The sequence below is a fragment of the Paracoccus subflavus genome, assembly GCF_004310345.1.
In the GTDB taxonomy this organism is placed as follows: Bacteria; Pseudomonadota; Alphaproteobacteria; order Rhodobacterales; family Rhodobacteraceae; genus Paracoccus; species Paracoccus subflavus.
The window spans coordinates 236,947-254,694 of the sequence record NZ_SISK01000002.1 but is presented as its reverse complement, the minus strand read 5'-3'; the positions used below and the strand labels follow the sequence as shown (position 1 = coordinate 254,694).

The following is a 17,748-nucleotide window of genomic DNA, read 5'->3' as shown; positions in this document are numbered from 1 at the left end:
ATACGTGCATGAGAAAAAGGCCGCGCCCTCAGACCTGGGCTGTGGTCAGGCCGCGCCATTCCGCCATCAGGGCGGCGCGGTCCGAATCCTGCGGCGGCGGCCCGCGCTGCGCCAGGGCGGCATCGGCCCGGCGCTGCGCCGGGGCCGACAGGAATCCTGCCGCGTCCATCACGGCCTCCATCTCTGCAAGGGTGCCGTTGCAGTGCAGCACCAGATCGCAGCCTGCGGCGATCGCAGCCGCAGCGCGTTCCGCCTGGGTCCCCGACAAGGCGCTCATGGTGATGTCGTCGGTCATCAGCAGTCCGCCGAAACCGATCCGGTCGCGGATCAGGCGGATCAGCGTCGGCGAAGCCGTTGCCGGAGCATCGTCCAGTTCGGCAAAGCGGATATGCGCGGTCATGCCCATCGGCAGGTCGTTCAGCGCGCGGAACGGGGCAAAGTCCACCGCCTCCAGATCCTCGACTGTGGCGGTGACGATGGGCAGGTCATGATGGCTGTCGGCCACGGCCCGGCCATGGCCGGGCAGATGCTTCATCACCGGCAAAACACCCGCGGACATCATTCCCTCGGCAGCGGCGCGGCCAAGCCTGGCGACGGTTTCGGCGTCGGCCCCCAGACACCGGTTGCGCAGAAAGGGATGGGTTTCGGCCTGCACCACGTCCAGCGTCGGGGCGCAGTTCGAATCGATGCCCACGTCGCGCAACTCCCTCCCGATCAGATGATAGCGCAGCCACATCGCGCGTGTCCCGGCCCCGGCCTGATCCAGCGGGGCGGGCCAGTCGCTCCAGTAAGGGCCGCGCAGACGCTGCACCCGTCCGCCTTCCTGATCGACGGTGATAACCGCCTCGCGGCCTACCGCATCGCGCAGATCGCCCGTCAAGCGGCGCAGCTGATCGGGGCTCTCGACGTTGCGGCCGAACAGGATGAACCCCCAAGGGTCCGCCGCGCGAAAGAAATCGCGCTCGGCTGGGGTCAGTTCCGTCCCGGCGATGCCGCCCACAATCGTGGCGTTCGACGCCATCAGTTCAGGGCGAGGCAGTCGGTGCCCGCCGATTTCAGCGCGGCGCAGAACTGACGCGCCTCGGACAGCGATCCAAATCCGGCGACGCGCAGGCGCCAGAAGGTGCGGCCATTCGACTGATGCGGTTGGATCACCTGCTGCTTGCCGGCAAAGACCACATGCTTGTTCATCAGCCGGTTCCATTCGCCGGCCGCGATGGCGTCGCTGTCGAAGGCGCCAAGCTGCACCTGCGGGCCGCTGGCCTGAGACACCGGGGCCGATGCGGGACGAGCCTCGGGCGCGGCCTCGGCGGCAGCCACCGGGCGGGCGTCGGTGGCGGTGGTTCCGGCCGAGGCGATGCGCATGCTGCGCGGGCGCGGGGCGGGGCGGGGCGAGGCTATCAGGACGCCCGGATCGGCCTCGGCCTGTGCCAGGACCAGGGCCTCGGCAATGGCGGCGGCCTGGGCCGGGGCGCCGTTCTCGTCGGTCAGCGCCTCGTTCACGGGACCTTCGCTGGCCGGAGCATCGCTGATGGCCGCGTTCTGCACGGTGCTGTCTGCAAAGGCCAATCGTTCGGCTGCGGCGGCAGCTTCCGCTTCGGCCAGGGAACGGGCTTCGCTGTCGGACAGGGGAACGATCGGATCTCCGGCAAAGCTCAGCGGCACTTCAGAGGTCGAGGCGGGTTCGCGGGCGGTCGCCCCCAGCCGCCCCATGGCCACGTCCTCGTCGGACAGGCCGGTAGGCGCGGGCGCAATGGCGACCTGCTGGGTCGGCTGCGTTTCGGCACCCTCGGCCACATCGTTCACGGCATAGCCGGTATAGCTGGTCAGTTCGCCCCCCGGTTCGGTGGGGGTGGTGCGCGCATCACCCACAATGGCCCGGATTACCGGCACGCCCGACACATCGCGCGATACCAGTTGCCAGCCCCAAACCGTCAGTCCGACCATCAGCGCCACCGAGGCGACCGCGCCCAGATAATGCGACAATCGGGCGAACCGCGCGGTCAGACCGCCGCCGCCCTGCTGATCCCCGGCAGAACCGGGGGGGTGGCCCTGCGCCCGGTCGTCCCGGCCGCCGCCTTCATACGCAAATTCACGCTTCACCTTGTGACGCGAGAACACATAGCCGCCTTCGCGGTAATCCATCACTGCCATAGCCTGCCTGCCTGCCGGTTGATCCGGCCTGAACTTGACTGCCCGTTCCGACCGGCGGGGACGCTTTGTAAGATCAGCGCATTTCCTTGACCGGCGTAACACCCAGAATAGCGAGGCCACTTGAAATAACAACGCCAACTGCACGAACCAGCGCAATTTTTGCTTGCGACGTGGCCGGATCGCCATTCTGGACGAATCGCAGCGCAACCTCGTCATTGCCCCGATTCCATAACGAATGCAGATCGGACGCGATTTCGTAGAGGAAAAAGGCGACCCGGTGCGGTTCGTGCGCGCGCGCCGCATTTTCCACCAGGCGCGGCCATTCGGCGACCTTTCGCGCCAGATCCAGTTCCGCCGGGTGCGACAGACCTGTCAGATCCGCGCAGGCCAGAGACGAATCACCCACGTCGATGCCTGATTCGGTCGCCCGGCGCAGCACGGAATGCACGCGCGCGTTGGCATACTGGACATACCAGACGGGATTGTCCTTGGATTGTTCCAGCACACGCGCGAAATCGAAATCCAGCGCCGCGTCGTTCTTGCGCGTCAGCATGATAAAGCGGGTGACATCGGCCCCCGCCTCCTCGACCACATCGCGCAGGGTGACGAAGGTGCCTGCGCGCTTGGACATCTTGAACGGCTCGCCGTTCTTGAAGAGCTTGACCAACTGGATCAGCTTGATGTCCAGCGGCACACGCCCGTTCGACAGCGCCGCCACCGCCGCCTGCATCCGCTTGACATAGCCCCCATGATCGGCGCCGAACACGTCGATCAGCGCATCGAACCCCCGGTCGATCTTGTCCCAGTGATAGGCGATGTCGGGCGCGAAATAGGTCCAGGCCCCGTCCGATTTCTGGATCGGCCTGTCCACGTCGTCGCCATGCGCGGTGGACCGGAACAGCAGTTGCTCGCGTTCCTCCCAATCCTCGGGCAGCTTGCCCTTGGGCGGTTCCAGCACGCCGCGATAGATCAGGTCCATGGACCGCAATCTCTCGATCGCGGCCTCGATCCGGCCGGTGCCGTAAAGCGCCTTTTCGCTGGAATAGACATCCATGCGCACACCCAGCACCGCCAGATCCTGCCGGATCATTTCCATCATCGCCTCGGTGGCGAAATCGCGGACCTCGGCCAGCCAGTCGGATTCCGGGCAGTCCAGCAGGCGGGTGCCGTACTTCGCCTTCAGCGCCTCTCCCACCGGGATCAGATAGTCGCCGGGATACAGCCCCTCGCGGATCTCGGGCTCCAGCCCATTGGCCTCGCGGTAACGCTCATAGGCGGACCGGGCCAGCACATCGACCTGCGCGCCGCCGTCGTTGATATAGTATTCGCGCGTCACGTCATGGCCCGAGAAGGCCAGCAGGTTCGCCAGCGCGTCGCCAAAGACCGCGCCGCGGACATGGCCCACATGCATCGGGCCGGTCGGGTTGGCACTGACGAATTCCACGTTGACCCGCTGCCCGGCGCCGATGTCGGACCGGCCGAACTCCGCACCCTCGCGGATGGCGGTTGCAACAACGTCCTGCCAGACGGCGGGCGACAGGCGCAAATTCAGGAAACCCGGTCCCGCGACCTCGGCCGCGCTGATGCGCGGATCGGTCAGACGACCCGCCAGCCTGTCAGCGATGTCACGCGGCTTCATGCCGGCGGGCTTGGCCAGCACCATCGCGGCATTGGTCGCCATGTCGCCATGGGCGGGATCGCGGGGCGGTTCCACCGCGACATTGGCGAAATCCAGACCCGGCGGCAGTTCGCCCGCTTGCGTCATTTGCTCCAACGCGGCCAGAACGACGCCGCGCAGATCGGTGAATAGGTTCATCATCGCTTTCCTGACTGTCCGCTGCCGGTTATCCCCTGGGGCGGGGTTCGGTCAACACAAAGCCCGGAAACCGGCATTTTTCGCAACGTTTTCGGGCCGAAACATTGACGCGGCCGTCCACTTGGTCTAACGCAATGCATGGTTCGCATCCGGCGGGCCGACTGAAGGGGCGTGCGAGTCTGCGTCCCATTGCAGGCCGCACCAGCCATCCGGGTCTTGCGGCGATGGAACGCATGGCGTCGAAGGATCGACGCGTATCTCTTGGAAAGCCCTGAATGACGAAATTCTCCGATCTGAAGCTTGACCCCGCCGTATTGAAGGCCATTGGCGAGTCCGGGTACGAAACGCCAACGCCGATCCAGGCAGGCGCCATTCCCCCCGCGCTTGAAGGCCGCGACGTGCTGGGCATCGCGCAGACGGGCACCGGCAAGACCGCCAGCTTTGTGTTGCCGATGATCACGCTGCTGGGCCGTGGACGGGCGCGTGCGCGCATGCCGCGGTCGCTGGTTCTGTGCCCGACGCGCGAACTGGCGGCCCAGGTGGCCGAAAACTTCGACACCTATGCCAAGCACACCCGCCTGACCAAGGCGCTGCTGATCGGCGGCGTCAGCTTTGGCGAACAGGACAAGCTGATCGACCGGGGCGTCGATGTGCTGATCGCCACCCCCGGCCGCCTGCTGGATCATTTCGAACGCGGCAAGCTGTTGCTGACCGGCGTGCAGATCATGGTTGTGGACGAGGCCGACCGGATGCTGGACATGGGCTTTATTCCCGACATCGAACGCATCTTCCAACTGACCCCCTTTACCCGCCAGACGTTGTTCTTTTCCGCCACCATGGCGCCCGAGATCGAGCGGATCACCGATACCTTCCTGCACGCCCCCGAACGGATCGAGGTCGCGCGCCAAGCCACAGCCAGCGAGACGATCACCCAGAAGCTGGTCGAACTGGTGCCCACCCGCCGCGACATGGCGGCCAAGCAGAAACGCGACCTGCTGCGCGCGCTGATCGACGCCGAGGGCGAGGGCCTGAAAAACGCGATCATTTTCTGCAATCGCAAGACGGATGTGGACATCGTTGCCAAGTCGCTGGCCAAGCACGGCTATGACGCCGCCCCGATCCACGGCGACCTGGACCAGAGCCACCGCACCCGCACGCTGGACAGCTTCCGCGATGGCACGCTGAAACTGCTCATTGCCTCGGACGTGGCGGCGCGGGGCCTGGACATTCCGGCAGTCAGCCATGTCTTCAACTATGACCTGCCGTCCCATGCCGAGGATTACGTCCACCGCATCGGCCGAACCGGTCGCGCGGGCCGTCTGGGCAGCGCCTTCAGCATTGCCACGCCCTCGGATGAGAAATATCTGGCGGCGATCGAAAATCTTGTGAAAAAGACCTTGCCGCGCACCGCCTTGCCAGAGGGATTCACCTTGTCCGAAACCGACCGCAGCGCAGGCCGCGACGACCGCCGCAATGGCCGCGACAAAAAGCGCGGCCAGCGCCGCGACGATGAACGCCGAGAGGATCGCGCTTCCGAGCCGCGCCGGGAGGATCGCGCGCCCGAGCCGCGCCGGGAGGAAGCCCGGCGCGAGGACGTACGGCGGGAAGAAGTACGGCGCGAGGACGTACGACGCGAGCCCGCAAAAGAAGAATACCGCGAGGAGAAGCGCGAGGATCGCCGCGATCCATCCCGCGACCGGCGCGGGCGCCGGGACGAGGTTCGCGGCCCGGCGGTCATGGGCATGGGCGATCATGTTCCCGAATTCATGCTGGTGGAACTGCGCCCGGCGCTTGCAGCCATTGCTCGGGATTCCGGGGAAACCCCCGAACAGCCGGTCGAATCGGTGCCGGCTGGCGAAACTCTTGCCGACAAGCCGCGGCGGGGACGCAACCGGCGCAAGAAGTCCGAAGCGATGCCCGACACCTCGTCAGAAACTGCGGTGACCGACGCCCCCATCGTGCTGCCGGACGAATCCATTGCCCTGGAGACCGCCGCTTCCGATCCTGCGGGAAATGCCGCACCTGAGGCCATGCCCGAATCCTCGGTCGAAGCCCCTGCACAGGAAACGGTGGAGAAAGCGCCCAAGCCGAAGCGCACTCGGCGCAAGAAGGCAGAGACCGAGGCAGAAGCAGTACCTGACGCATCCGCCCCGGCCGAAAAACCGAAACGCACCCGCCGCAAGAAACCGGACGAGGCCGCCGAGCCAACCCCCGAGGACGCGCCCAAACCCAAGCGGACCCGCCGGAAAAAGACCGACGAGGCCCCCGCCGAACCGCAGGTCAGCGCCGACGCGGACGCCTGAACGTCGGGCATGAACGGCCGTTCGTCCTTGCGGCAGTTTGGGATTGATCTCGCCTTGGGTGGGATCGCCGCCCTGGGGTTGGCACCCTTCGGCCTTTGGATCGCCACGCCCTTGGCCCTGGCGCTGCTGGTGGCCCGTGCGGCCGGCGCCAGGGGGGCATTCTGGCCGATGCTGGCGGGTGGCCTGGGCTGGTTTGGACTGTCGATGCACTGGATCGTCGAGCCGTTTCTGGTCGAGCCTGATATTTATGGCTGGATGGCGCCCTTTGCCCTTGTACTGCTGGCTGCAGGAGGCGCGCTGTTCTGGGCGATCCCCGCCGGGCTGGCCGCGCGCCTGGCCTTGCCCGGCCCCCGCCGGGCCGTGGCTGTCGCGGCCGCGCTGGTGCTGTCGGACTGGATGCGCGGCTGGATCTTTACCGGATTGCCCTGGGCGCTGACGGGCCATGTCTGGATCGACACGCCGGTGGCCCAGGCCGCGGCCTATGCCGGCGCCATCGGCCTTTGTCTCGTGACGCTGACCCTGGCCGCGCTGCCATCGCTGTTGCGCCCGCTGGCCGCGGTCATGCCCGCCGTCGCGCTGACCGGAGGGCTGTGGCTGGCCGGCGCGGCGCGTCTGGCGACCCCCCTGCCCCCGGATACGCCAACCCTGCTGCGCATCGTTCAGCCCAATGCCGAACAGCATCTGAAATGGGACCCGGAATGGGCGGCGGTGTTCTTTCAACGGCTTCTGGATCTGTCGGCCGCGCCTGGTCCGCGCGATCTGGTGATCTGGCCGGAAACCGCCGTGAACTTCCTGCTCGAGGATGCGGGTCCGGTGCTGCCAGCCATGGCACAGGCGGCAGGTGCGCCGCTGGTGATGGGCATCCAGCGGCGTGAAGGCAGCCGGTTTCACAACAGCCTTGTCACACTGAACCCCGATGCGACGGTCAGCGGCACTTATGACAAGTTTCACCTTGTCCCGTTCGGCGAATACATCCCCTGGGGCGATGCCTTGGCGCGAGTCGGGATCGGCGCCTTTGCGGCCCAGCAGGGCAACGGCTATTCCCCCGGCCCGGGCCCTGCTGTCATGACGGCCCCCGGCATCCCCGATTTCCAGCCGCTGATCTGCTATGAAGCGATCTTTCCCCAGCATCTGCGCGGGCTGGACCGCCGGCCTGCCTGGTTGCTTCAGGCCACGAACGACGCCTGGTTCGGACAGTTCTCTGGCCCCTACCAGCATCTTGCCCAGGCCCGGTTGCGGGCGATCGAATCGGGTCTGCCGCTGGTCCGGGCCGCAAATACCGGCGTCAGCGCCGTCATCGACCCGCATGGAACCGTCCGGCAGTCGCTGAGCCTTGGCGTGTCGGGCAAGATCGACGCGGCCCTGCCGGCCGCCCTGCCCGAAACGCCTTGGATGCGATGGGGCAATATCCCTGCCGTCCTGCTGGCGGTTCTGGCGCTGGCCGCAGCCCTCCTGCGGCGCAGACGCTGAGACAGGTTCGTTCTCTCCCTATCCATAAAGGACAGGGCGGCAGCCCCCTGACAGGGTGTCAGTCCTTGAAATACCGGCTGTCCTTGACCTGATCCCAGGCCCAGACCACCTCGGCCAGCCGATCCTCGTCGGAGCGGTCGCCGCCGTTCATGTCGGGATGCAGATCCTTGACCAGGGACTTGTACTGCTTGCGAATCTCGGCGCGGGTCCAGGTGTCCTTGGCTTCCAGAATATCCAGTGCCTTGCGCTCGGTCGGGGGCAGCTTGCGGTTGGCCTTGGCCCGCGCCTCGGGGGCGGTGCCGTTGGCGCCCAGGATTTCCAGCGGGTCGCTGATGCCGTGGCGGGCCCATTTCCCCTCTTGCGCAGCCCGGCCAAAGGGCTTCGTGGGACGTTCCCACACGGTCGCATTGTCGATGAACTGCTGGAACTCTTCCTCGGACTGACCCTGGAAGTAATTCCAGTTCGCGTTGTATTCGCGTACGTGTTCCTTGCAGAACCAGAAATAGTCATCCAGATGCCGCGGGTTTTTCGGCGCGCGGTACTGGCCCGGCTCGTCGCAATCCTGCTTGTCGCAGATCCGGGTCGAGGTTTCGAAGGCGCCGGACATGCCGCGACGGCCCTTGGTCTTGCGCTTTTTGTCCTTTGCGGCCGAAATATCAAAGCCGAACGGGTCGTTTTTGCTCATTCCGGGGCACCTTTGCGACTCGAAGGCAGCAGTTTAGGGTTTTTGTCGCGACATGAAAGGTCTTGACGGATGATTGCCGATGAAATGCGCGACAAACTGTCCGCCCTGCACCCCACCCGGCTGGAGGTGATCGACGAAAGCGAAAGCCATCGCGGCCATGCCGGATACCGCGACGGGGGCCAGACCCATTTCCGAATCCGCATGGCAAGCCCTGCCTTTGCCGGGCTTGGCCGTGTCCAGCAACACCGGCTGGTCCACCGGACCCTTGGCGACATCGTGCCGCGCATCCATGCCCTGGCGCTGGATCTGTCCGAGACCTGAGCTTTGGCCCCCTCGGGCTTGCCGCCGCGCCGGGGGGGGCGTAGAAACCGGGCGGACCTGCGTCAAAAAGGGATGGACATGACCGCGCCCAAGGATTTCAACGACCGGATGCTTTCGCTGGGCCTGGCCCGCGTCAGCGAGGCTGCGGCCCATGCATCGGCCCGATTGATCGGACGTGGCGATGAAAAGGCCGCCGACCAGGCCGCCGTGAATGCCATGCGCGACCAGTTGAACATGCTGGACATCAAGGGTGTCGTTGTGATCGGCGAGGGCGAACGGGACGAGGCGCCGATGTTGTACATCGGCGAGGAGGTCGGCACCGGCGAAGGCCCCGAGGTGGACATCGCCCTTGACCCGCTGGAAGGCACGACCCTGACGGCAAAGGATATGCCGAACGCCCTGACGGTGATCGCCATGGCACCGCGCGGCACGCTGCTGCACGCGCCGGACGTGTATATGGAAAAGCTGGCAATCGGGCCGGGCTATCCGGTCGATGTGGTCAGCCTGGAGATGACGCCCTCCGAGCGGGTGCGCGCCCTGGCCAAGGCGCGCGGCTGCGAAAACAGCGACATCACCGTGTGCATCCTGGAACGTCCGCGCCACGAGGATCTGGTGGCCGAGGTGCGGTCCACCGGCGCCGCGATCCGGCTGATCACCGATGGCGACGTGGCGGGGGTGATCCACTGCGCCGAGGCCGATCTGACCGGCATTGACATGTACATGGGCTCGGGCGGCGCGCCCGAAGGTGTGCTGGCGGCATCGGCGCTGAAATGCATGGGCGGGCAGATGTGGGGCAAGCTGCTGTTTCGCAACGACGACGAACGCGGCCGGGCCCGCAAGGCAGGCATCGCCGATCTGGATCGCATCTATGCGCGGGACGAACTGGTCACGGGCGACGTCATCTTTGCAGCCACCGGGGTCACGAACGGGTCCATCGTGGCCGGGGTCAAGCGCGAGCCCGGCTATCTGACGACCGAAACCATCCTGATGCGATCCAAGACCGGATCGGTGCGCCGGATGATCTATCGCAACCCGCTGAAGTAAGGGGGCTTCGCCCCCGCCGCGCGTGCCGCGCGCGCCCCCAAGGGTATTTGGGCAACAAAGAAGGTGCAGGCGTGACGTTTCTGGGCATCGAGCGATCGCTGACGGGTCGGCGGTGGGTCGGCCCGGATGCCGCTGCCGACCGTCTGGCAGAAGGGCTGGCCCAACGTGCAGGCCTGCCCCTGGCCGTTGCGCGCATCCTGGCCGAACGCGGGGTCGAGGCCGAGGGTGCTGAAGGCTTCCTGACGCCCCGCCTGCGCGAACTGCTGCCCGATCCGCTGTCGCTTCGCGACATGGGCGTCGCGGCGGAAAGGCTGGTGGCGGCCACGGTCAATGCCGAGCGCATCGCCATCTTTGCCGATTACGACGTGGACGGCGGCAGTTCGGCGGCCCTGCTGCTGGACTGGCTGCGCGGACAGGGCCGCGACGCGACCCTGTATATTCCGGACCGCATTGACGAGGGCTACGGCCCGAATGGCCCTGCGATGGCGGCGCTTGCGGGGGATCACGACCTGATCGTCTGCGTGGATTGCGGAACGCTGAGCCATGATGCCCTGACCGATGCGGGGGGCACCGATATCATCGTTCTGGATCACCATCTGGGCGGCGCGATCCTGCCTCCTGCCCTGGCGGTCGTGAATCCCAACCGCGCGGATGAGGACGGCTCTCTGGGCCACCTGTGCGCCGCCGGCGTCGTGTTTCTGACGCTGGTGCAGGCGGGCCGCGTGCTGCGCGGCATGGGACGGCCCGAACCCGATCTCATGGCACTGCTGGATCTGGTGGCCCTGGCGACGGTGGCCGACGTTGCGCCCCTGATCGGCGTCAACCGCGCCTTTGTGCGGCAGGGCTTGGCGATCATGGCCCGCCGCAACCGCCCCGGTCTGGTGGCCCTGTCCGACGTGGCGCGTCTGGATGGCCCGCCGGGCGCCTTTCACCTGGGTTTTCTGTTGGGGCCGCGCATCAATGCGGGCGGCCGGGTGGGTCGTGCCGATCTGGGCGCGCGGTGCCTGGCCTGTCGCGACCCACGCGAGGCGGGGCGACTGGCCGCCGAACTGGACGCGCTGAACCGCGACCGCCGTGCCATCGAAGCCGCCGTCCGAGACGAGGCCCTGGCACAGGTCGAGGCGCGGGGCGATGCCGGCCTGTCCTGGGCGGCGGGCCAGGGCTGGCATCCGGGCGTCGTGGGCATCGTCGCCGCCCGGATCAAGGAGGCAACGGACCTGCCCTCGGTGGTGATCGGCATCGAAAACGGGATCGGCAAGGGTTCGGCCCGCTCGGTTCCGGGCGTCGATCTGGGTCGCGTCATTCACCGCCTTGCGGACGAAGGCCTGCTGATCAAGGGCGGCGGGCACATGATGGCCGCCGGGCTGACCGTGGCCGAGGAGAAAATCCCCGCCGCCATGGCCCGCCTGTCGGACCTGATCGCGGCCGATCTGGCACAGCGCAGCGGCGCGCGCGACCTGCGCATTTCCGGCCTGATGGAATGCGCGGGCGCCACGCCGCAGCTCTATCGCCAGATCGAGGATGCGGGCCCTTTCGGCCAGGCCGCCCCGGCGCCGCGTTTCGCCTTTGCCGACCAGATGATCCACAGCGCCGGCACCATGGGCGACAGCCACCTGCGCCTGTCGTTCCGCAGTGCGGGCGGTCCGGCGTTGGAGGCCGTCGCCTGGGGCGCCATGAACGGCCCGCTGGGGCCCGCACTGATCGGTGCGCGGGGGCGGCGGTTCCATCTTGCGGGAAGGCTGGATCTGTCCACCTGGAACGGGCGCGAACGCCTGCGCCTGCGGCTGGAGGATGCGGCCCCCGTCTGACCCGTCTGGTCAGCGCCCGGCCCCGCCGCTAACCTGTTCCCGACACCCGCAGGAGGACGCGATGAAACTGTTCTGGCTTGGACATTCCGGCTTTCGCCTGGAAATCGAGGATGCTGTCATCCTGATCGACCCCTGGATTTCCGGAAACCCGGTTTTCCCCGAGGATCGGCGAGACGAGGCTGTCCGGGGCGCGACCCACATTCTGCTGACCCACGGCCATGGCGATCATTCCGGCGACGCGCTGGCCATTGCCAAGGAACTGAAGATCCCGGTGGCGGGCATCTATGACCTGATCAACACCTGGGCCACCCATCACGACATCGTCGGCATCGGCTTCAACAAGGGCGGCACCGTCGATCTGGGCGGGGCGCAGGTGACGATGGTGAATGCCAGCCATTCCAGTTCGATCGAAGGCGCCGACGGGCCGATCTATGCAGGTCACGAATCGGGCTACATGATCGCGGGCGAAGGCCATGTGATCTATGTTTCGGGCGACACTGACATCATGGCGGACATGGCCTGGATGGGCGAATACCACCAGCCGGATATCGGCATTCTCTGCGCGGGCGGGCACTTTACCATGGACATGAAGCGCGCGGCCTGGGCGGCCAGAAAGTATTTCGACTTCAAGTCCGTGATTCCCTGCCATTACAAGACCTTCCCTTTGCTGGAACAATCAGCCCAGGCGCTGATCGAGGGTTTGCCGGGCGTTCAGGTGATCGAACCCGAGGTGATGAAGGCGATCACGTTGTGAGCTTTCAGACCTTCGACGACGCGCCGGTCCGGGCCGATCACGCCGCCCGCCTGGCCAGCTTGCGCGTGCAGATGGCGGCCGACGGCCTGGACGCCTTCATCATACCGCGCGCCGATGCCCATCAGGGCGAATACGTGGCCGATGCCGATGCGCGGCTGGGGTGGCTGACCGGGTTCACCGGCAGCGCCGGCTTTGCCATCGTGACCAGGGACCGCGCGGGCCTGTTCATCGACGGGCGTTATCGCGTTCAGGTCAAGGGGCAGGTTGATCCGGACCATTTCACCCCGGTTGCCTGGCCCGAAACCAGGCCTTCGGACTGGCTGAGGGATGCGTTGCCCGCTGGGGGACGTGTCGGATTTGATCCCTGGCTGCACACCCGGCAGGAGGTTGAAACCCTGGACAAGGCCCTGATCGACAGCGGCATCGGCCTGATCGCCGTGGACCGCAATCCCGTCGATCAGATATGGACCGACCGCCCCGCCCCCCCGGTGGGCCGGGCGCGCATCCATGACGACAGCGTTGCGGGTGAAACGGCGGCCGACAAACGCGCCCGTCTGGCGGCCCAGTTGCGCAAGGACGGGCAAGCGGCGGCGTTGCTGACGCTGCCCGATTCCATATCCTGGCTGTTGAACATCCGGGGCAGCGACCTGCCCAAGAACCCGGTGGTGCAGTCATTCGCGGTCCTGTCGGACGATGGCCATGTCGCGCTGTTCACTGACCCGGCCAAGTTCGACGACGCCTTGCGCGCCCATCTGGGCAATCAGGTCGCGATCCTGCACCCCGAGGGCCTGGCCCCCGCCCTGCTGGATCTGGAGGGGCCTGTCCGCATCGACCCCGCCACCGCACCCGAGGCCGCCTTTCGCCTGCTGGAAAGCGCCGATACCCAGATCGCCCGCGCCCCGGATCCGGCGATCCTGCCCAAGGCGCGCAAAAACCCCGCCGAACTGGTGGGGATGCGCGCAGCCCATCTGCGCGACGGGGTGGCCATGGCGCGGCTGCTGGCCTGGCTTGATGCACAGGACCCAGGCAGGCTGACCGAGATCGACGTGGTCGAAAAGCTGGAATCCCTGCGCCGCGAGGCGGGTATCACCGATATCAGCTTCGACACGATCTGCGGGGCAGGCCCGAACGGCGCCATCGTCCATTACCGCGTCACCCGCGCCACCAACCGCCGCCTTGCACGGGGAGAGGTGCTGCTGATCGATTCCGGCGGGCAATATCCCGACGGGACAACCGACATCACCCGCACCGTGCCGCTGGGCGATCCGCTGCCCGATGCCGTGGTTCCCTATACCGCCGTGCTGCGGGGCATGATCGCCCTCAGCCGGACACGCTTTCCGAAAGGCGTCGCGGGCGCGCATCTGGACGCGCTTGCGCGGCAGCATCTCTGGGCGCAGGGGCTGGACTATGACCATGGCACCGGACACGGCGTCGGCGCGGCACTGTGTGTCCACGAAGGCCCGGCACGCATCAGCCGCGTCAGCACCCTGCCGCTGGAAGCGGGCATGATCCTGTCGAACGAACCGGGCTATTACCGCGAAGGCAACTTCGGCATTCGTATCGAGAACCTGGTCGCGATCCGCCCGGCAGAAGCAGAGGCAGGCCGCACCATGCTGGGATTCGAGACGTTGACCCTGTGTCCCATCGATCGCCGCCTGATCGACATGGCCGCGCTGTCGCGCGATGAAATCGACTGGCTGGATGCCTATCACGCGCAGGTGCGGGATGCGCTTTCGCCCCATCTGGATGACGACACGCGTATCTGGTTGCAGCAGGCAACCCTGCCTCTCGGATCGTCTTCGTAAAAATCTCCTTGCAGGGGCCCGGGGTCAAGGCATCCCTGGCCGGCACGGGACGCCAGCCTATAATGCGTCCAGAATCCGCACCGCCTCGTTCTTGCAGGGCGTCAGCGTCGTCCGATCCTCGCCCGGAAAGAACCGCGCCCGCACGGCGGTGGGCATCGGGGTGGGTTCGGCAATGACCACGCGCGGGCCAAGGGAGGCGGTTTCGGCCTGCCAACTGCGGGCAAGCGCGATCTGGCCCGCCTTGGTCGCGCCATAGGCACCAAAGAATTTTTGTCCCGCACGCGGATCGTCGAAAAACAGCGCCGTGCCGCCTCGTGCGCGCAGCAACGGCTCCAACAACGCGATCAGTCCCCGCGTCACGTCCATGTTGACCAGGACCGACCTGGCCCAATCCTTGCCGTCGACATGCGACGCGGGGGCCAGCGGGGCGGCGTGGATCGCGCAATGCGCCCACATGTCCAGCCCGCCCCAGCGGTCCAGGATCGCCCGGGCCAGTTGCTGCATCGCAGGCGCTTCGCTTACGTCCATGGGCGCGAGCGTCGCGACGCCGCCCTTGCGGCGGATGCGGTCGTCCAGTTCCTCAAGCCCCCCGACCGTGCGCGCGACCGCCAGAACGTGATAACCCCGCGTCGCCAATTCCTCGGTCAAGGCGGCACCCAGGCCGCGTGATGCGCCCGTCACAAGCGCGATTTTTGATGTTTCCGTCATGCCCGCTCCCTTGCCATCGGCCCGGCACCTTCGCAAGGGGCGTCATGAAAAAGGCCCCCGAAGGGGCCTTTCATCCGGTGCCGCAGGTCAGCGCGCCTCGACGTCGATATAGTCGCGGCGATCCTGTCCCACATACAACTGGCGCGGGCGGCCGATCCTGTTCTGCGGATCGCCGATCATTTCCTTCCACTGCGCGATCCAGCCAACCGTGCGCGACAGGGCAAAGATGGGCGTGAACATCGAGGTCGGGAAGCCCATCGCCTCGAGAATGATGCCGGAATAGAAATCGACATTGGGATACAGCTTCTTGGACACGAAGTATTCGTCCTCGAGCGCGATCCGTTCCAGTTCCTTGGCAACCTGAAGGGTCGGGTTGTCGTGGATGCCCAGCAAATCCAGAACCTCGTCGGCGGATTCCTTCATCACCTTGGCGCGGGGATCGAAGTTCTTGTAGACGCGGTGGCCAAAGCCCATCAGGCGGAACGGATCGTCCTTGTCCTTGGCCTTGGCGATGTATTCGGGGATCCGGTCCACGGACCCGATCTCGCGCAGCATCTCGAGGCAGGCCTGGTTGGCCCCGCCATGCGCCGGACCCCACAGACAGGCGATGCCCGCCGCGATGCAGGCAAAGGGGTTCGCCCCCGACGACCCGGCCAGCCGCACGGTCGAGGTGGACGCGTTCTGTTCATGATCGGCATGCAGGGTGAAGATGCGATCCATGGCGCGGGCCAGGGCGGGATCGACGTTGTATTTCTCGGCCGGAACCGAAAAGCACATGTGCAGGAAGTTGGCTGCGTAATCCAGTTCGTTCTGCGGATAGACGAAGGGTTGGCCGATCGAATATTTATAGGCCATCGCCGCGATCGTGGGCATCTTGGCGATCAGGCGGATCGCCGCGACCTCGCGCTGCCAGGGATCGTTGACATCGGTCGAATCGTGGTAAAAGGCCGACATCGCACCCACCACACCGACCATGGTCGCCATCGGGTGCGCATCCCGGCGGAATCCGCGAAAGAAATTGTGCATCTGTTCATGCACCATGGTGTGCCGGGTGATGCGGCGTTCGAAATCGGCCTGCTGTTCCGCCGTAGGCAGTTCGCCGTAAAGCAGCAGATAGCAGACCTCGAGATAATGCGATCTTTCGGCCAGTTGCTCGATCGGATAGCCGCGATACCACAACTCTCCCTTGTCGCCGTCGATATACGTGATGGTGGAATCGCAACTCGCGGTCGAGGTGAAGCCGGGATCATAGGTGAACACGTCCGCCTGCCCGTATAGCTTGCGGATATCCAGCACCTTCGGCCCCTGCGTCGGGCTGAGGACGGGCAATTCGTAGTCGGAACCATTGATCCTGATCGTGGCGGTCGTGTCGGCCATTCAAAGCATCCTTTCGGCTGGGCCGGGCCGGCCCTCGTCTGTGCGCGGCCGTCCCTGGCAAGTTGAGGCAGGCCTTCAGCCTGCCGAATCCGTCTGGTCCTGCAGCCGGGCCAGCGACTCCTCGCGGCCTAGCGCCGTCATCATGTCGAACACACTGGGGGTAGACGTCCTGCCGGCAAGCGCGGCGCGCAGGGGTGCCGCCAGCTTGCCCAACCCGACGCCGTGTTCCTCGGCAACCCGCTTGGCCGCCTGCTCCAGCTCGTCTCGGGTCCAGCTAACATGCTGCATTGCGGCAGTCAACGCGGACAGCATACCACGGGATACCGTATCCAGAGACCCGGATGCTTTCTCATCAATGTCCACGGGACGGTCGATCAGCGCGAAACGGGCTTGCTCCAGCAGTTGCGGCAGCGTCCGTGCCTTTTCCTTCAAGACGGAAAGCGCAGGAGCCAGCCGGTCCTTTTGACATTGCGTCAGGGGCTGGCCGCCTGTTTCAGCCAGGAACCCGTCCAGTGCGCCCAGCAGGTCGGCATCCGGCATCGTGCCGACATGATGCCCGCTGACATGCTCCAGCTTCTTGAAGTCCAGACGCGCGGGTGCCCGCCCGATACCCCCCAGGTCGAACCACGCGCGGGCCTGTTCGTCGTTAAACAGTTCGTCGTCGCCATGGCTCCAGCCCAGTCGCGCAAGATAGTTGCGCATTGCCGCCGCCGGATAGCCAAGGGCCGCAAATTCGTGCAGGCCGACCGCCCCATGCCGTTTTGACAGCTTCTTGCCGTCTTCGCCGTGGATCAGGGGGATATGGGCAAAGACCGGACGCGGCCAGCCCATCGCGTCAAAGATCTGGACCTGCCGGAAGGTGTTGGTCAGGTGGTCGTCGCCCCGGATCACATGGGTCACGTCCATGTCGTGATCGTCCACCACCACCGCCAGCATATAGGTGGGCGTGCCGTCCGACCGCAGGATGACCATGTCGTCCAACTGGTCGTTGGCCACCCGGACCTGGCCCTGCACCGCATCGTCGATCACCGTTTCGCCGTCGCGCGGCGCCCGCAGACGGATCGCATAGGGCGCGTCGGGCAGGTCGGTCGCGTCGCGCCATGGGCTTTGGAACGGCTGGCGGGGGTTTTCCTCGCGCCAGGCTGCGATCTCCTCGGGGGTCGAAAAGCATTTATAGGCCGTCCCGCCGGCCAGCATCTGCCGCGCGACCTCGGCATGGCGGTCGCGGCGGGCGAACTGGCTGATCGGATCGCCGTTCCAGTCAAGGCCCAGCCAGGTCAGACCCTTCAGGATCGCCTCGGTCGCTTCGGGGGTTGATCGGGCGCGGTCGGTATCCTCGATCCGCAGCAGGAACCTGCCTCCCCGGCCGCGTGCGAAAAGCCAGTTGAACAGCGCCGTCCGCGCGCCGCCGATATGCAGGTATCCCGTGGGCGAAGGGGCAAAGCGGGTGACGACGGGGCGGTTCTGGGACATGGCGGCCTTTGCAAGATGAGGCATGGGACA

The 17,748-nt window shown here is 66.3% G+C and carries 13 protein-coding genes and 1 pseudogene; 7 read left to right on the top strand and 7 right to left on the bottom strand.

The window, feature by feature from the left end; all coding sequences use genetic code 11:
* Positions 1-28: 28 nt before the first annotated feature.
* The 3 genes from nagZ to argS form a co-directional block, all read right to left on the bottom strand.
* Complete coding sequence (nagZ, locus tag EYE42_RS04350; protein WP_130990083.1) at positions 29-1,021, bottom strand: beta-N-acetylhexosaminidase; 993 nt, start codon at positions 1,019-1,021, stop codon at positions 29-31.
* A complete protein-coding gene (locus EYE42_RS04345; protein ID WP_130990082.1) occupies positions 1,021-2,154 on the bottom strand; it encodes an SPOR domain-containing protein in 1,134 nt (377 codons plus the stop codon). Before EYE42_RS04345 ends, nagZ begins: the two co-directional genes overlap by 1 nt.
* Before the next feature lie 73 nt (positions 2,155-2,227).
* Complete coding sequence (gene argS, locus EYE42_RS04340) at positions 2,228-3,970, bottom strand: arginine--tRNA ligase (RefSeq protein WP_130990235.1); 1,743 nt, start codon at positions 3,968-3,970, stop codon at positions 2,228-2,230.
* A gap of 275 nt (positions 3,971-4,245) precedes the next feature.
* Here argS and EYE42_RS04335 point away from each other — a divergent pair.
* Positions 4,246-5,769 (top strand): annotated as a pseudogene (locus EYE42_RS04335) (DEAD/DEAH box helicase); the annotation flags it as partial.
* Between the two features lie 558 nt (positions 5,770-6,327).
* On the top strand, positions 6,328-7,743 hold the full coding sequence (lnt, locus tag EYE42_RS04330; protein WP_246020578.1) for an apolipoprotein N-acyltransferase: 1,416 nt from the start codon (positions 6,328-6,330) through the stop codon (positions 7,741-7,743).
* A 58-nt stretch (positions 7,744-7,801) separates the two neighbouring features.
* On the opposite strand, the gene EYE42_RS04325 is transcribed toward lnt, so the two are convergent.
* Entirely contained in the window at positions 7,802-8,428 is a 627-nt protein-coding gene (locus EYE42_RS04325; RefSeq protein ID WP_130990079.1) for a J domain-containing protein, read from the bottom strand.
* A 69-nt stretch (positions 8,429-8,497) separates the two neighbouring features.
* Here EYE42_RS04325 and EYE42_RS04320 point away from each other — a divergent pair, with 69 nt between their 5' ends.
* The 5 genes from EYE42_RS04320 (at position 8,498) to EYE42_RS04300 (ending at position 14,160) form a co-directional block, all read left to right on the top strand.
* Positions 8,498-8,749, top strand: a complete 252-nt coding sequence (locus tag EYE42_RS04320; protein WP_130990078.1) for a BolA family protein — start codon at positions 8,498-8,500, stop codon at positions 8,747-8,749.
* Positions 8,750-8,827: 78 nt separating this feature from the next.
* Complete coding sequence (glpX, locus tag EYE42_RS04315; protein ID WP_130990077.1) at positions 8,828-9,793, top strand: class II fructose-bisphosphatase; 966 nt, start codon at positions 8,828-8,830, stop codon at positions 9,791-9,793.
* A 71-nt stretch (positions 9,794-9,864) separates the two neighbouring features.
* Complete coding sequence (recJ, locus tag EYE42_RS04310; protein ID WP_130990076.1) at positions 9,865-11,601, top strand: single-stranded-DNA-specific exonuclease RecJ; 1,737 nt, start codon at positions 9,865-9,867, stop codon at positions 11,599-11,601.
* Positions 11,602-11,662: 61 nt separating this feature from the next.
* A complete protein-coding gene (locus EYE42_RS04305) occupies positions 11,663-12,355 on the top strand; it encodes a metal-dependent hydrolase (protein ID WP_130990075.1) in 693 nt (230 codons plus the stop codon).
* A complete protein-coding gene (locus EYE42_RS04300; protein WP_246020577.1) occupies positions 12,352-14,160 on the top strand; it encodes an aminopeptidase P family protein in 1,809 nt (602 codons plus the stop codon). Before EYE42_RS04305 ends, EYE42_RS04300 begins: the two co-directional genes overlap by 4 nt.
* 57 nt (positions 14,161-14,217) lie before the next feature.
* Here EYE42_RS04300 and EYE42_RS04295 read toward each other — a convergent pair whose 3' ends face one another.
* From EYE42_RS04295 to gltX, 3 genes are all read right to left on the bottom strand, one after another.
* On the bottom strand, positions 14,218-14,868 hold the full coding sequence (locus EYE42_RS04295) for an SDR family NAD(P)-dependent oxidoreductase (RefSeq protein WP_130990074.1): 651 nt from the start codon (positions 14,866-14,868) through the stop codon (positions 14,218-14,220).
* A gap of 87 nt (positions 14,869-14,955) precedes the next feature.
* Positions 14,956-16,245: a citrate synthase gene (locus EYE42_RS04290; protein ID WP_130990073.1), complete on the bottom strand. Its 1,290-nt coding sequence runs from the start codon at positions 16,243-16,245 to the stop codon at positions 14,956-14,958.
* Positions 16,246-16,320: 75 nt separating this feature from the next.
* Complete coding sequence (gene gltX / locus EYE42_RS04285) at positions 16,321-17,718, bottom strand: glutamate--tRNA ligase (RefSeq protein WP_130990072.1); 1,398 nt, start codon at positions 17,716-17,718, stop codon at positions 16,321-16,323.
* Positions 17,719-17,748: the final 30 nt, after the last annotated feature.

What these genes read in the sequence shown, in the direction of transcription:
- EYE42_RS04325 (WP_130990079.1), bottom strand. Translation starts at nt 8,428, where the DNA reads ATGAGCAAAAACGACCCGTTCGGCTTTGATATTTCGGCCGCAAAGGAC.
- gltX (WP_130990072.1), bottom strand. Translation starts at nt 17,718, where the DNA reads ATGTCCCAGAACCGCCCCGTCGTCACCCGCTTTGCCCCTTCGCCCACG.
- EYE42_RS04345 (WP_130990082.1), bottom strand. Translation starts at nt 2,154, where the DNA reads ATGGCAGTGATGGATTACCGCGAAGGCGGCTATGTGTTCTCGCGTCAC.
- EYE42_RS04290 (WP_130990073.1), bottom strand. Translation starts at nt 16,245, where the DNA reads ATGGCCGACACGACCGCCACGATCAGGATCAATGGTTCCGACTACGAA.
- glpX (WP_130990077.1), top strand. Translation starts at nt 8,828, where the DNA reads ATGACCGCGCCCAAGGATTTCAACGACCGGATGCTTTCGCTGGGCCTG.
- argS (WP_130990235.1), bottom strand. Translation starts at nt 3,970, where the DNA reads ATGAACCTATTCACCGATCTGCGCGGCGTCGTTCTGGCCGCGTTGGAG.
- EYE42_RS04320 (WP_130990078.1), top strand. Translation starts at nt 8,498, where the DNA reads ATGATTGCCGATGAAATGCGCGACAAACTGTCCGCCCTGCACCCCACC.
- EYE42_RS04295 (WP_130990074.1), bottom strand. Translation starts at nt 14,868, where the DNA reads ATGACGGAAACATCAAAAATCGCGCTTGTGACGGGCGCATCACGCGGC.
- nagZ (WP_130990083.1), bottom strand. Translation starts at nt 1,021, where the DNA reads ATGGCGTCGAACGCCACGATTGTGGGCGGCATCGCCGGGACGGAACTG.
- EYE42_RS04305 (WP_130990075.1), top strand. Translation starts at nt 11,663, where the DNA reads ATGAAACTGTTCTGGCTTGGACATTCCGGCTTTCGCCTGGAAATCGAG.